The following is a 14,695-nucleotide window of genomic DNA, read 5'->3' as shown; positions in this document are numbered from 1 at the left end:
CATGGTCCGATCTGTAATTGTTGTGTCTCAGTATATACGAACGATAGACCAAATTGCAACCTTTTGTATCGATCAGGAATTCATGGCACAACGTAACTTGTCCTGTTATGATAGACTTTGTCTTCATGATTACGCTTTATTGTGATCCTCAATTTATGTATATATGTAGAAGGAGTTCTTTATGAAAAAATTACTATGGATCGGGTGTCTCTCCTACTTCCTGATTGGACTTGCCCACGTTGTGCTCGGTTCCATTCTGCCCGTTGCACTTGAACATTACGGCAAAGATTATAGCCAGGGCGGGACATTGATCTTTGCTCAATTTGCCGGATTCCTGGGCGGTGTATTGTTATCTCCATGGCTGAACCGACGCTTCGGTAAAAGGGGAGGCTTGTTAATCGCCACAGCGTTGCTCTGTATTGCAGAATTATCCTACATGCTGCTGCCACCATGGGGCTGGATGTTCGTCATCGCACCCGCTGCCGGCTTCGGATTCGGAATGGTTGAAGCGGTTATTGGGACCATTATCATCGCTGCAATCAAAGACAATACGGCCGTTGCCATGAGCCGACTGGAAGTGTTATTCGGGATCGGAGCGATGGTCATGCCGCTCATGGCCAGCGGACTGATTGCTGCCGGATACTGGCGTCTGTCCTTTCTCGTTGTTGCAATCTGCGCAGCGCTGACCTTTGTTTTCTGGGCGAAAGGATCATTCGGTGAGCTGGATCAGGTGCTGGATCGGCGGGGGTCAAATCATCGTTCGGTACATACGCACACTGCTGGTGCTTCAGATGAACTGCATTCCGCAGCTACCAGTACATCCGGTCCAACCTTTCGCGGACGTAACCTGACTCTTCTGGTTCTATTCGTCCTGTTCTTCTTCCTTTATGTTGGCACCGAGATGAGTCTTGCGAACTTCATGCCAGCGATCCTGATTGAGAAAATGAACATGAAGGAAGCCGGAGCAGCACTGAGTGTTACCTGCTTCTGGATTGCCATGTCTGTAGGACGGCTCTTCGCGGGATATATCGCAGAGAAATTCCAATACCGCGTCTATGTGCTTTATAGTTGTCTCGCATCTGTGCTTTTGTTAATGGTGTTTCCATTTACTAACCAAATATGGTCTGCATTTCTCATTATCTTACTACTCGGACTTGCGATGTCAGGCATCTTCTCCATTGCCCTTGTCTTCGCCAGCAAACTGCTACCCGGAACTGAAGAATCCACACCCAGCATTTTGATTGCCTCAGGTGGGGTCGGCGGTGCCATTCTGCCTTTGATCACGGGATGGAGTCTTGATCATCTGGAGGTTAATCAGTCTGCATGGATGCTTGCCATCTTTGCAGTTGGCCTGCTTGTCATTAGTTTGATCACGTACCAGTGGCAGAACAAACATGTGGTCGATTCAGCGACTTAACAGTTATGGGTCCGCCCTTAGCCTGAGAGTCGAATTACCAATTATAGGGATTGAGATGTCCACCTCCATGACTTTGGCGGTGGACATTTTGTTTTAGCGTTACTCTGTTCTAACGAACCTAGCACACGCTATCCCCCTCCATTTCTGCATATTTGAAATCTAACGAATCCTAGAGACGTTATTATAGATAATTAGCTTCAATTAAATGCCTCGTTGGAGGTTTTTTTCATAATAACACCACTGAGATTCGTTAGATTTTCATTCCCTTAGAAACTGGCCGAATAAGATGTCCTCGATTCGTTAGCGCTGTAATCATGGTGAAAAGTATCCTATCTTTGCCTCAGATCACCTTTCATTACAGGTGAGAATACGATCTATTCATTTGCACAAGATTGCCCAGGAAATACTTTAAGCCATCGGAATTACACACTTTTGTTAACAGCAGGCATTACAGGCCCGTTGCCCTTGATGAATTTACCGAATACATATCGTACGAGCGGCCCCAGAATAATTAATTGATAGGGAAGCGCGAGGCTGAAATTACGAGTAATTGTATGAAGGTACGTACCAAGTAAGGATACCCCAATTAATTGGTCCGCAAGATACGCTGAAATCATTCCGTACAAGGACATGATCAGAACCATGCCAAGTACCATGAAAAATGACATGACCAGCACACCAAGGATCTTGTTGGACTTGTCAAAAGGTAAGGAAAATGCAATTTTTCTCGCTACTGGGCCAACAATGAAGGACTCCACCAGAAAAGCGATGACAAAACACAATATGAATTGAAACAGTATTTCAAGCGGGGACATCTTGCCGAGTAGCCCACTGTGCCATAGATTGAAGAACATCATGACCAAGACCATTCCTGTACACATCATTAATCCGAAAAAAATTTGTTCCTTCTTGCTTGTTGGCAATTCTCTCATCCTCTCTGTTTACCTTCGTAATTATAGAGATGAGTAAACCCTCCACATAAGTGAACATTCCGTGAACAAATCTGATTTTCTTCCCGTGTGATGAATTGCAGGTTGACGCGAGAAACGCAAGTTTCGATGAAGCGGAGAAAAATTCAACCTCAATAGAATGCAGTTTTTATCTACAACATAAATTTCCAGAGAAAAGACAGTTTGGATAACGCTGTGATTGCCATTCGTTTGAAAACAGAGCCTTTCTGATTCGTAGATTCTGCTGGATGCTCACCTTTAACCGCAAGTGTACTATGTGCACGTTTGATATCCATAGCCTCTGTTAGTTGGTCGGCGAATGCAGAACCAGAAATGACCACAGCAGATTCAGTATTGAGGAAGGCAGATCTGGGATCAAAATTATACGAACCAACCATGCTGAGGTAATCATCCATGACAAATGATTTGCCGTGTATGGAATAAGGGCCTTCGTATTCATATATGGCCAGACTGGTATCAAGCAACCGTTTTTTAGAGCTTAAGTATCCCGCGAAAGCCAAAGGGTTAGGGGTCTGTTGGATTGAATTCGTCAGCATGACCCATTCTGTTTCTGGATTCATCGACAGATGTACGGCTTTCTCCATTTTCTTGGTAGGAATGGCATATGGCGTCTGAAGGTACACTTTCGACTTTGCTTGATTGGCGAAATGAACAAATGTTCTCCACATGATCGGGTCTTTATACAGCCTTTTAATTGGATTGTGAATGAAAGCAACGTGGTCGGAATGAAGCGCTCCTCGAACCCATTCCTTTGGCAACACTTTAACAAAAGGATCGTTCTGAGCCTGAGCTTTTTGATATAACTCAGCTAGTTGAGAAAGCTCTTTTAGCCCCTTTGCATGATGCTGACGTTTTGCATGTTTTTCTGGTTTGGTGAATGGATGGTTCCATAACTGATCTATATATTGTTTCATTTCAACAACCGTGCTGTTCGTATTATCGTTTGTATTGTAAACAAGGACATCCCGATCGAATACATAGTCTTTTGGGGGTTGCGATGCCATGTATTTATCACCAATATTTTGGCCGCCAATAATGCCATATGTGTTGTCGACAAGAAGGATCTTGTCATGCATACGGTTATGCCATGTCCATGGCATAAATAGGTGGAGTGGTTCATAATATCTTAATTCCACATTGGGGTGAGCTGCAATGGCATCTGGAATATTACGCAACTCTCCGCGCATGCTGTGAAAAATCCCGTCTAAAATGATTCGAACATGAACACCCCGATCAGCTGCATCGAATAACGCAGCAAAAAAGAGTTGAGATGTTTTTCCTTTTTGGATGGAGTAATACGCCAGGTCGATGCTTGTTTTCGCCTCTCGAATGGTCTGGATTCTCACCTGACCCGATTGAAAGCCGTCCTCCAGGAGCATTACGCGATCTGTTGTACTTCCTTCTGTTAACGTTTTTTGCATATCCGTATTTTCAATAGTCGATGGAGACGGAACCAAAAATAAAAGGTAAGCCGTGAAAAAAACGTAGACACTATAGGACAAAATAATTGCGATTATGGTTTTAAGGATCATTCAGTACTCCCCCACTTGTATGTAAAAGTATTTATTTGTATAGCAGTACTATCTCCTTTTGTATCTAAATTATGTTGTTTAAATTACTCAAGCTGCACCGCTCAAGGTCAAACGAGCAAAAGCTGATCACTGAAATAGGGAAAGCAGCCCTTATGCGACGAGATATCAAACATCGGATTTGATCTAAGTATTTGTTGGGAGCCCTCCAGATCTTCAGCACTTAGGCTATGACCCACTATCCGGTGCTTTTACACTCAGCCAGATTTCCTTATATGATTCGCAATGATAATTATTGAAAATAACACATCTAAACAGGCTGATATACATCTGTATAAAGGCCTGTTTGATAAGTTCATATCTGTCCCCATCCAGTTCCTGACTGGACACGAATGGGCCTCTGGCCTATAATTACACCTAGTAATGCCCGTAACTTCATAGTTTCCCAGGGGAGTCGGAATTGGCCGGCTGAGAGTGTATCCCACCAAGATACTAACCCTTAGACCTGATCTGGATCATGCCAGCGTAGGAATCGGAGTATATCGAAATGGCACAGCCCTCTGGCTGAACGCCACCTCTCTAACGCCTGCACGCGTCCCGGATTACGGGACGCTTTTTTTGTTTTATTTATCGAAACAAAAATAAGTCATCCAGATCCAACTGGTATAAATCTGTCGATTTATGCAAGATGATTGGATATGAAGCCAAGGAGTACCCCGTGCCAATCGGCCGGACATACCGAAGGAGAGAATCACAGATGAAATGGCGTAAAACAATGGGACTGTTGCTCTTATGTGTACTACTGGTGACCGTGGCCGCATGTGGCGGTAAAGAAGCTGCCCCGGCAGAACAGAACGGCAACACGAATACGGAGAGCAGCAACGAAGGTGACAACGCAGCCCTCAAGGATATTAAAGTCGTACTCGACTGGACACCAAATACGAATCATACCGGCTTATATGCAGCTGTAGATCAAGGTTTTTATAAGGCCGAAGGCTTGAATGTGGAGATTGTCCAGCCAGGTGCCGGCGGCGCAGATACGATGGTTGCCTCGAATGAAGTGCCTTTTGGCGTAAGTTATCAGGAAAGTGTAACTCAAGCCCGTACACAAGGTGTTCCACTCGTCTCCATCGCAGCAGTTATTCAGCATAATACATCCGGGTTCGCTGCTCCGGCGGATCGGAATATCAAGTCACCGAAAGATTTTGAAGGGAAAACCTATGGCGGTTGGGGTTCGCCTGTGGAAGAAGCCGTGATGCAATCCATTATGGAAGGCGACGGAGCCGATGTATCCAAAGTAAAAAACATTAACATGGGTGACGCTGACTTTTTCACCGCAGTGAAACGGGATATTGATTTCGCGTGGATTTTCTACGCCTGGACGGGGATTGAAGCTGAACTGCGCGGAGAACCGATCGACATGTTATATGTGAAGGATTATTCAGATGCACTGGATTACTACACGCCTGTTCTCGTAACAAACGAGCAGACGATTCAGAACGACCCTGAGTTGGTGAAAGCATTCCTGAAAGCCACTTCAGAAGGATATCAATACGCAATTGATCATCCCGAAGACGCAGCGAATATTCTGATCAAGGCCGTCCCGGATCTGGATAAAGACTTGGTCCTGGCAAGCCAGAAATGGCTTAGTCCAAAGTACACGGATGACGCCCCGCGCTGGGGAGAACAGAAACAGGAAGTATGGCAGAACTACACCGACTGGATGTTTAGCAAAAAACTGCTGGATGAACAGGTCGACGTGAGCAAAGCATATACGAACGCGTTTTTACCCCAATAAAATATCTCATATAAAACGAACTTAATATTTACACGAGGACGGAGAGGACAGAAATAACGTGAAAAAGCGAAGCGGTCGCCTTTATCACCGGATTTTCCCTTTAGAGAAAGGGAATCAAAAAAATCTGGGGATAACAGCGATTGGAAGGTTATTCTGTCATCGAAGTGGCAAGTGTAACCGTCATTAGTTCATTTTATATATCACGAAAGGAGCCGTGATCTCTCATGGCAAGCACACTACTTAGCATTCAGGTTATTCCGAAAACGCCTAATGGCGAGAACTCATATCCTTATGTAGATCGCGCCATTGAAGTTATTCAGCAATCTGGCCTGAAATATCAGGTGAACCCGCTCGACACCACGATGGAGGGGGAACTGGAGGAACTGCTGGAGGTTGTCCGCAAAATGCACGAAGTACTCGTCGAGGCTGGCAGCCCAAGCATCATCTCCCAGATCAAAATCGCCCATAGCCCTACTGGCTTCAGCATGGATACCCTGACGGAGAAGTACCGCTAATGAATGCCTATTTCAAAAGTGTATGGCCGCCCATTGTGGCGGTTATTCTCTTTATAGCGATATGGCAGGGAGCTGTCTCCCTGTTCCATATTGAAAAATGGATGCTGCCAGCACCGTCTGATATCGCCCGCGAAGCGGCATCCCAGGCTGATCGGCTTGGCATGCACGCTTCCGCAACCATTCAGTTAACGCTTATCGGATTCGCCGCCGGCACAGCGGTTGGATTACTGATCGCGATGGTGCTGCATTTGGTTCCTTTTCTCAAGTCAGCCCTGTATCCATTACTTATTCTTAGTCAAAATATTCCGACCATCGCGCTCGCGCCGCTCCTGTTAATCTGGTTCGGATTCGGGCTGTTGCCCAAGCTGATTACCATCATCCTCGTCTGCTTCTTCCCCGTTGCAGTGGCAGCCATGGACGGCTTGACCCGTACAGATGCAGCGATGATGAACTATATGCGCATGGCTGGTGCGAAACGTCATCATATCTTCTGGAAGCTGGAGCTTCCCCATGCGCTGCCATCCGTGTTCTCCGGTGTCAAAATCGCTGCTACCTATAGCGTAATGGGTGCCATTATCGCCGAATGGATCGGTGCAGATAAGGGTATTGGTTATTATATGATGCTGCAAAAGTCGGCTTATCGTACGGACCGCCTATTCGTGGCGATCATGATTATTGTCGCGCTCAGCTTGCTGCTCTTCCTGTTCATTGCCCTTCTGGAGAAGCTGCTCGTGCGCTGGCGGCCACAGAAGCGGTAGTAAAGCAAGTAATCTGTAATTAGGAAGTGATGACCATATGAATCGGCAACAGGACGAACATGTCCAGCCTGAACGGGGAGCACGCGCATTGGAACCAAAGCACGGTGAAAAACTTCACTCGGCTAATCCTGGTCTACCGACAAATACGACTGCTGCTACGGTTCCACCTGCACTGGATGTCGTGGATGTTCATGCATCATTCCGTGAACGGCGGAGCAGGTTACCGGTTCTGAACGGCCTATCCCTGACTGTGGAGCAAGGCGAGTTTGTTGCTATCGTTGGGCCATCCGGCTGTGGCAAAAGCACCCTGTTCCATATCATCGGCGGTCTTCTGAAGCCACAGGAAGGGCGAGTGTTCATGGACGATCATGATGTAACGGGCCAACGTGGCAAGATCAGTTATATGCCACAACAGCCTGCTCTTTTCCCTTGGCGGACCATTGAAGACAATGTACTGCTTGCTGGAGAAGTAGCTTCAAGCGCTCCCCCTCGGACCGAAGCACTTGCAGAAGCTCGTAAGTGGTTAAGCAGCGTGGGTCTTGCCGGGTTCGAGCAGGCATACCCTCATATGCTGTCGGGCGGAATGCAGCAGCGTGCTGCATTCCTGCGCGCCCTGCTCAGTCCGCAGGAACTGATGCTGCTGGACGAACCCTTCAGCGCGCTGGATGCACTGACACGTAGCGACATGCAGCGCTGGCTGCTCGATATCTGGGAACAGAACCGCCGCTCGGTGCTGTTCATCACCCATAATATCGAAGAAGCATTGCTGCTTGCAGATCGGGTCTATGTGTTATCCAACCGACCTGCAACAGTGTTGCACGAGGTACATGTTCCTTTTGATCGCCCCAGACGAGAAGAAATTACGGAGGAATCTGCTTTTCTGGAGCGTAAACGGCAGATTGCACAGTGGATGAGAGAAGAGCAGCAGAAAGCCCGCCTATCATAATAGCGCGGGTTTTTAAGTTATTATTTCCCTTTAATGGGTGATCCACCATAAGAAATTCTGCGTAACATAGTTAGAATATAAATGACCACAAGGAGGAATTCCCTCGTGCATTCTCAAGCTTTTGCACCATTAATTGATGCTCATATTCACTTCGACCAGTATACCCCTGACGAACAACGCGAGATGCTGTTATCTTTCCCGTCTCACCAGGTCGAAGCAGTCATTGCCGTGTCCATGAATCTCGCTTCTGCCCAAGCCAATCTGGAGCTTGCCGAACAACATCCACGCACCATCTATCCGGCCTTCGGTTTTCATCCAGAACAGGAACTGCCTTCCGTTGCAGAAATGGACCTGTTCTTCCAATGGATCGAAGAGCATATTGGACAAGCTACAGCCATCGGAGAAGTTGGCCTTCCCTATTACAATCGTCAGGAAGCGGAGCAGGCAGGACAGCGCTTCGATCAGAGCGGGTATATCAAGCTGCTTGAACGGTTCATCCAACTCGCGAAAAAGCATAACAAACCACTTGTCCTTCATGCAGTATACGATGATGCGGATATTGTCTGTGATCTGCTGGAGCAATATCAATTCCGACGTGCTCATTTCCACTGGTTCAAGGGTTCTCGCCAAACCGTAAGGCGCATAGCGGACAACGGTTATTTCATTTCCTTCACACCGGATATTGTCTATGAAGAAGAGATTCGTGAACTCGCCCGGCGATATCCTTCAGAACAAGTGATGGCCGAGACCGACGGACCTTGGCCCTTCGAAGGGCCGTTTCAGGGACGAATGACACACCCTGCCATGACCAGACAAGTCATTCAGGCATGGAGTGAGATCACCGGCATGGGAACCGAACGGGCCGCCCGTCTCTTTCATCAGAACACAAAGCGTTTCTATGGATTAACTTGAGTCAACATTATTGTAGAAGCAAGCAAACTCGCTTACTCTGCCAGCACAGCACAAAGAAGCCAGTCGACTTTTCCCCGACTGACTTCTAATTTACCGTATATATCAGTTGAACAAAATTTTTACACAAGAATGTAGAGGACAGAAATAACCTGAGGAAGCAGGGCGTTCGCCTAAAAGCTTTCTGAAAGAAAGCTTCATCGGAAGCATCGGCTATCACTAGATTTTCACCTTTACAAAAATTGAATCAAAAAATCTAGGGATAACAGCGATCGGAAGGTTGTTCTGTCATCGGAATGGCAAGTGTAACTACCTTCCGTTCAAATTAACGCTTCAAGAATCCTTTGCCTTCCAGGAACGGTCTCACTTGCAATCTTGTCGGCTCAGTCAAGCGCTTCGCCATCAGTTCGGACCATGGGGTCGTTCTTTCTCCATTGGTCCGTTCTTTCATGTACGCGGTTGTGGTCTCATCATACTGCGCAACACCTTGGAGGCTCTGCTCGGCATTATATCGATTATGATGCAGGACTGCATCCAGCGGCAGACGTGGGCGAATTCCCGTTTCCTGATCTGCAACACCAATACACATGCCGTACACCGGATATACGCCTTCAGGTAATCCTAACAGCTCAGCGACTTCTTCAATCCGAGTACGAAGCCCGCCGATATATACGATTCCGAAGCCAAGGGATTCGGCTGCAAGAGCGGCATTCTGGGAAGCCAAAGCGGCATCAATCGTGGCTACCATGAAATTCTCGGTCGAATCGGCATACGATTCCTTCTCAGGAAGATGACGTTTCGCAGCATCACTCAGCCGGTACAGATCAGCACACCATACGAGAAATACCGGACATTCATTGACGTAGGCCTGATTGCCTGCCAGTTCAGCCAGCTTGGCCTTTTGCTCCGATTCAGTCACAGCAATCACGGTATAAGCTTGTACACTGCTTGAAGAGGAAGCCATCTGCCCTGCCGATACAATGGCTGCAAGCTGCTCATCACTTACCGGGTCTGGCTTAAACTTTCGTACAGAGCGGTGTTTCATCATCAACTCAATGGTTTCATTCATGGCGGTTCACTCCCAATCCTCGAAGTACGAACTCAATCGTCTGCTCCGCGAGCTCGTCTGTATTCATATGTTGATAATCAAAGCCAAATCGTGAATTCTTGGCCCGTTTGTGCGCCAAAGCCACACCCATAACCTGAAGCATTGCATAAGATACGGACTCGATTTGGAATAATCCCTGGTCTTTTCCTTCTTGCAGTAGTTCCCTCACACGTGTCCAGACGGGGTCCAGAAAACGAAATACGGTAGCTGTGCGATGTGTACGCAGTGTAATTTCAAGCTGCACAATATCGCTCATCTCCCGATCTGTCATCGTGAACTTCACAACTTCACCAATAATTCGTCGGATACCTTCCACAGGCGAGGACATGGACTCTTCCGCCAGCGAGTTCATCATATGATCGGGGAAGAAATGTTCGAATAATGCCTCGAACACCTTTTCTTTTCCGCCAAAATGGTATGAGACCAGTGACACGTTCGCACCCGCCTCATCACAGATTTGACGAACACTCGTCCCGTCATACCCCTGCTGTGCAAAAAGCTTCTTGGCTGCAAGTAATATCCTCGTTTTGATATCCAACTCCGGTTCAGTCATTCCGTCCCGCTCCCTCTTGTCCGTTCATCTCATTCGCTCCAGCTCAAGGACTGCAGCCAGCGAATCATCTGTCTATTATATTACACCAAGCACCCCGATGAAAATCATCGGGGTGCTTGTCCTATCTCTGAAGCCGTTTCATGCATCTTTTGTATTTAGTTGTTTGCTTGAGCCGGGCTTGGAGCCATAGCTGGCATGCGTTGTTTTTTCAATAACGTCACGACCAGTGACAAAGCAACAGCAACCAACAGTACAATGACGATAGATCCTGCAGCAGACTGAACTCCCGGGCCTCCCAATTGCACGCTCAGAATACCCTGAACGGCGTATGTTGCAGGCAGATACTGCCCAATGCCGCTATAGAAGCTGTTCAGCAATTCACGCGGTACCATAGCACCGGAAGATACCAGTTGCAAGGACAGTGAGATGATGTTGAACAGACTTCCTGCTGGTCCAAAGCAGATCAGGAAGAACTGGGAGAAGAACATGAACGTGCACAGGAAGAGTGCCTGGAATAACCAGAACGCAACGAATCCTTGTGCAATCTGTCCGCCCAGTGCCACGATCAGCGATGATCCCAGCAAGGAGACGACCAATGCAGAACCCACGTTAATGACGACTCTTGCGCCAAACAAAGTCAATCGGGAATAGGTAGATGACAGCATACCCATGGCTGTCTGGAGGTTCATCCCCATGATCATGGCACCTACATAGGAAGCCAGTACCATCATCATTGGCACCATCTGATTATTCATCCCGTTAACCGGGTTGATGGACGTTGTCGTTCCTTCCACTCGGGTAGCCAGGTTCGCAGCGGCTTCAGCAGCCTGATCAGCAGGCGCGCCCGAAGCAGTAAGTACCGTTTGTACCCCTTGCGCTGTAGCTTGTTTGTTAATCGTGTTTGTCACACTTTGTGATACACCTTGCATCATGCTTTTAATCGTAACCGGGTTTGCTTCATTAATGGTGTATTTAATCTCGGCGGTTGAGCCAGCCGTCTGAAGCAATTCGTTAAATCCAGCCGGGATATCCAGCACCATGTGTACTTGGTGATGATTTAACTGATCCAACGCTTCAGCTGCACTCAGATTGGATACGGTATGGAAAGGCAGTGTTCCAGCGAGCGAATCTGCAATTCCTTTGGACATTTCGCCGTCCTCATTCACAATTGCAACCGTCAATTCTTTTGCACGGTCATTTACTCCAGAATATGCGGTCATCCAGATCACGCTAAAGATCACTTGGAACATAAGTGCTGTTACGATCCCTACAATCACTGGCGGTTTTTTAAACAATGTACGTAAAGCCTGTAACATAAAAGGTGTCCTCCATTACTCAAAATAGTTCTAATTTGATTTAAACAGTTGTTTGAATCAAACGATCGTTTAAATTTTATGTGAATATGACCATATTGTCAACTCATTTTTGAAATATTCAGAAAACGTAAGCTTTATTCATGAATACAATCGATCCATTTTCACAAAAGAGCATTATGCTATCTTTTCTCCGTAGAAAAGAACATCTATACCAACAATTTAGGCTTACTTTCTGGCGACTTAACTATATTTTTCTCAACAAAAAAACACGGTCCGCCGCAGCGAACCGCGCATTTATTCATCCTCACTTCATTTACAATAAGGCGTTGAATGTATCTCCAAACAAAGGTCGTTCAGTCATTTCTCTTCAGCTTCATGCGTTGCAGACGTAGGGAATTCAGTACAACCGATACGGAGCTGAACGCCATCGCCGCCCCTGCCAGCCATGGAGCCAGGAAGCCAACTGCCGCAATGGGAATACCAATAACGTTGTATCCAAGTGCCCAGAACAGGTTTTGTTTGATGTTACCCATCGTGCGCCGGCTCATTTCAATCGCATCTGCAATGCTGTTCAGATCACCACGCATTAATGTAATATCTGCCGCTTCCATCGCTACATCCGTTCCTGTTCCGATGGCCATCCCGATATCAGCAGTAGCGAGTGCTGGAGCATCATTAATACCGTCACCTACCATGGCAACTTTCAGGCCACTCTCCTGAAGTTTCTTCACTTCCGCAGCTTTACCTTCGGGCAGAACCTCAGCCAGAACTTTACCGATCCCTGCCTGTTCCGCTACAGCGCGAGCAGTCCGCTCATTGTCTCCCGTGATCATGATAACATCAATCCCCATCGCCTGAAGACGACCGATCGCTTCACGAGAGGTATCCTTGATGGTATCAGCCACTGCCACAATTCCTGCCCACTGACCATCCACCGCTACCAGCATCGCTGTACGCCCCTGCTCTTCCAGTCGGTTCATCTGTTGAACGGTTTCCTCTGAGACATTGACCTGTTCATCCGCAAGCAATCGCCGTGTGCCGACCAGAATTTCCTGCCCTTTTACTGAAGCTCGCACACCATATCCCGGTATGTTCTCGAACTTCTCTGTTGGGATCAGCTCCAGGCCCTTGGCACGGATACCCACAACAATCGCCTCTGCCAGCGGATGCTCGGAACTCTGTTCAGCCGCTCCCACACGTTCAAGCAGATCCGATTCCGTCCAATTCGGAGCCGTGATAACATCGGTAAGCACGGGTTTACCTTGAGTCACTGTACCTGTTTTGTCGAGCACCACGGTCTGAATCTGTTGTGCGGACTCCAGATGTTCGCCGCCTTTGAACAGAATGCCGTACTCAGCAGCACGGCCTGATCCAGCCATGATTGAGGTCGGCGTGGCCAGCCCCAGTGCACATGGACAGGCAATGACGAGCACAGCAATGGCTTTTTCAAGAGAACCGGCGAAGTCACCCGGACTTGCAAACAGATACCAGATCAAGAATGTCAATGCAGCTATGCCGACGACAATCGGAACAAAAATGCCGGATATAACATCTGCAATCCGCTGAATCGGCGCTTTAGAGCCCTGTGCTTGTTCCACCACTTTGATAATCTGGGACAGAACCGTGTCGGAACCTACTCGGGTCGCACGCAGTCGTAATACTCCATTTTTGTTCAGCGTAGCACCTGTAACGGCATCTCCCGGCTTTTTATCCACGGGAAGGCTCTCTCCACTTAGCATGGATTCATCTACAGAGGATTGCCCCTCCTCAACGATACCATCTACTGGTATGCTGTCACCCGGCTTCACCAGAATGAGTTCTCCTACCGCAACATATGCAGCAGGAACCATAACTTCCTGTCCATCCCGGATGACACGGGCTTCACGTGGAGCCAACTCAATCAGGCTTTTGATCGCCTGTGAAGAGCGACCTTTCGCCACAGCTTCCAACCATTTTCCCAGTAAAATTAACGTAATTAGAATTGCACTTGTCTCATAATAGAGTTCTACCGAAGGCATGGCAGCTGTGCTCGTTCCCATTGCACCATGATCCACCGACGCAAAAGGCAAGTACCCACTGGATAACGTCAGATACAGACTGTAGAAAAACGCTGCGCTGGTACCCAGTGCGACAAGAACATCCATATTCGCGCTGCGGTTGCGAAGTGCTTTGTACGCTCCTATATAGAACTGCCACCCAATCACGAACTGTACCGGTGTTGCCAGCAGCAGTTGGAACCATGGGTTCATGAACAGCTCGGGTACATAGATTCCGGATGTGAACGAGAAATGCCCAACCATTGCCCACAGCAAAGGAATCGATAACAAAGCCGATATCATCCATTTCCACTTTTTGCGTTGCAGCTCACGTTCACGAACAGATGTGGTCTCTTCTTGGGTCAATTGCAGTTCAGCACCATAGCCCATCTGCTTGATCTTGGCGGTAATATCCGAAGGTTTCAATGCACCAGCGGCATATTCGATATGCCCTGTCTCCAGCGCCAGATTCACATTCGCCTGAGATACCCCCGGTAGTCGGGAAAGACCCTTTTCAATCCGGGCAGAACAGGCAGCACACGTCATACCGGTGATGTTCAGATCAACCGATTCGGACACCGTTCCGTAGCCAAGCGCCTCTACTTTATCCCGCAACGCATTCACGTTGGTTGTCTTTGGATCATAAGAAACGGTTGCCTGTTCAATCGCAAGGTTCACATTGGCCTGATGCACACCTTCCATGCGGGACAATCCCTTCTCCACTCGTGTAGAACATGCAGCACAGGTCATCCCCGTGATATGCAGTGTTGCCTTCAGTCCTGGTGCGTCTGCCATAGCTGGTATTGGGGTGGGTTCAGATGATCTATCCGTTGGTTTAT

Annotated in this window: 12 protein-coding genes and 1 riboswitch; of the genes, 6 read left to right on the top strand and 6 right to left on the bottom strand. The window is 47.7% G+C overall.

All coding sequences use genetic code 11. From position 1 onward, the window contains the following. Positions 1 to 181: 181 nt before the first annotated feature. On the top strand, positions 182 to 1,417 hold the full coding sequence (locus F0220_RS02525; protein ID WP_105601526.1) for an MFS transporter: 1,236 nt from the start codon (positions 182 to 184) through the stop codon (positions 1,415 to 1,417). A 422-nt stretch (positions 1,418 to 1,839) separates the two neighbouring features. Here the strand turns inward: F0220_RS02525 and F0220_RS02520 are convergent, their stop codons facing one another. Next, entirely contained in the window at positions 1,840 to 2,340 is a 501-nt protein-coding gene (locus F0220_RS02520) for a DUF2798 domain-containing protein (RefSeq protein WP_105601527.1), read from the bottom strand. 179 nt (positions 2,341 to 2,519) lie between these two features. Continuing rightward, entirely contained in the window at positions 2,520 to 3,920 is a 1,401-nt protein-coding gene (locus tag F0220_RS02515) for a phospholipase D-like domain-containing protein (RefSeq protein WP_105601529.1), read from the bottom strand. A 434-nt stretch (positions 3,921 to 4,354) separates the two neighbouring features. Then, positions 4,355 to 4,467, top strand: a riboswitch (TPP riboswitch). A 207-nt stretch (positions 4,468 to 4,674) separates the two neighbouring features. On the opposite strand from F0220_RS02515, the gene F0220_RS02510 reads away from it, so the two are divergent. From F0220_RS02510 to F0220_RS02490, 5 genes are all read left to right on the top strand, one after another. Next, entirely contained in the window at positions 4,675 to 5,715 is a 1,041-nt protein-coding gene (locus F0220_RS02510; RefSeq protein WP_105601530.1) for an ABC transporter substrate-binding protein, read from the top strand. Positions 5,716 to 5,939: 224 nt separating this feature from the next. Beyond that, positions 5,940 to 6,230 carry an MTH1187 family thiamine-binding protein gene (locus F0220_RS02505; RefSeq protein WP_105601532.1) on the top strand — a complete coding sequence of 97 codons (291 nt, stop codon included), beginning with the start codon at positions 5,940 to 5,942 and terminating at the stop codon, positions 6,228 to 6,230. Then, positions 6,230 to 6,988 carry an ABC transporter permease gene (locus tag F0220_RS02500; protein WP_105601534.1) on the top strand — a complete coding sequence of 253 codons (759 nt, stop codon included), beginning with the start codon at positions 6,230 to 6,232 and terminating at the stop codon, positions 6,986 to 6,988. Before F0220_RS02505 ends, F0220_RS02500 begins: the two co-directional genes overlap by 1 nt. Positions 6,989 to 7,025: 37 nt before the next feature. Next, positions 7,026 to 7,934: an ABC transporter ATP-binding protein gene (locus F0220_RS02495; protein ID WP_179198592.1), complete on the top strand. Its 909-nt coding sequence runs from the start codon at positions 7,026 to 7,028 to the stop codon at positions 7,932 to 7,934. 81 nt (positions 7,935 to 8,015) lie between these two features. Further along, a complete protein-coding gene (locus F0220_RS02490; RefSeq protein WP_105601536.1) occupies positions 8,016 to 8,846 on the top strand; it encodes a TatD family hydrolase in 831 nt (276 codons plus the stop codon). A 322-nt stretch (positions 8,847 to 9,168) separates the two neighbouring features. Here the strand turns inward: F0220_RS02490 and nfsA are convergent, their stop codons facing one another. The 4 genes from nfsA to F0220_RS02470 form a co-directional block, all read right to left on the bottom strand. Beyond that, on the bottom strand, positions 9,169 to 9,912 hold the full coding sequence (gene nfsA / locus F0220_RS02485; protein ID WP_091018428.1) for an oxygen-insensitive NADPH nitroreductase: 744 nt from the start codon (positions 9,910 to 9,912) through the stop codon (positions 9,169 to 9,171). Continuing rightward, positions 9,905 to 10,504 (bottom strand): TetR family transcriptional regulator, encoded by a 600-nt coding sequence (locus tag F0220_RS02480; protein ID WP_091018425.1) that lies wholly within the window; start codon positions 10,502 to 10,504, stop codon positions 9,905 to 9,907. The genes nfsA and F0220_RS02480 overlap by 8 nt, the downstream gene beginning before the upstream one ends. 155 nt (positions 10,505 to 10,659) lie before the next feature. Continuing rightward, positions 10,660 to 11,820, bottom strand: coding sequence for a YhgE/Pip domain-containing protein (locus F0220_RS02475; RefSeq protein WP_105601537.1), 1,161 nt, complete (start codon positions 11,818 to 11,820; stop codon positions 10,660 to 10,662). Between the two features lie 353 nt (positions 11,821 to 12,173). Further along, complete coding sequence (locus F0220_RS02470; protein ID WP_105601639.1) at positions 12,174 to 14,651, bottom strand: heavy metal translocating P-type ATPase; 2,478 nt, start codon at positions 14,649 to 14,651, stop codon at positions 12,174 to 12,176. Between the last annotated feature and the right edge of the window lie 44 nt (positions 14,652 to 14,695).

The sequence above is a fragment of the Paenibacillus sp. 37 genome (assembly GCF_008386395.1).
GTDB lineage: Bacteria > Bacillota > Bacilli > Paenibacillales > Paenibacillaceae > Paenibacillus > Paenibacillus amylolyticus_B.
Note: the sequence above shows the minus strand (reverse complement) of the source record. Positions and strands in the feature narration are given on the sequence as shown.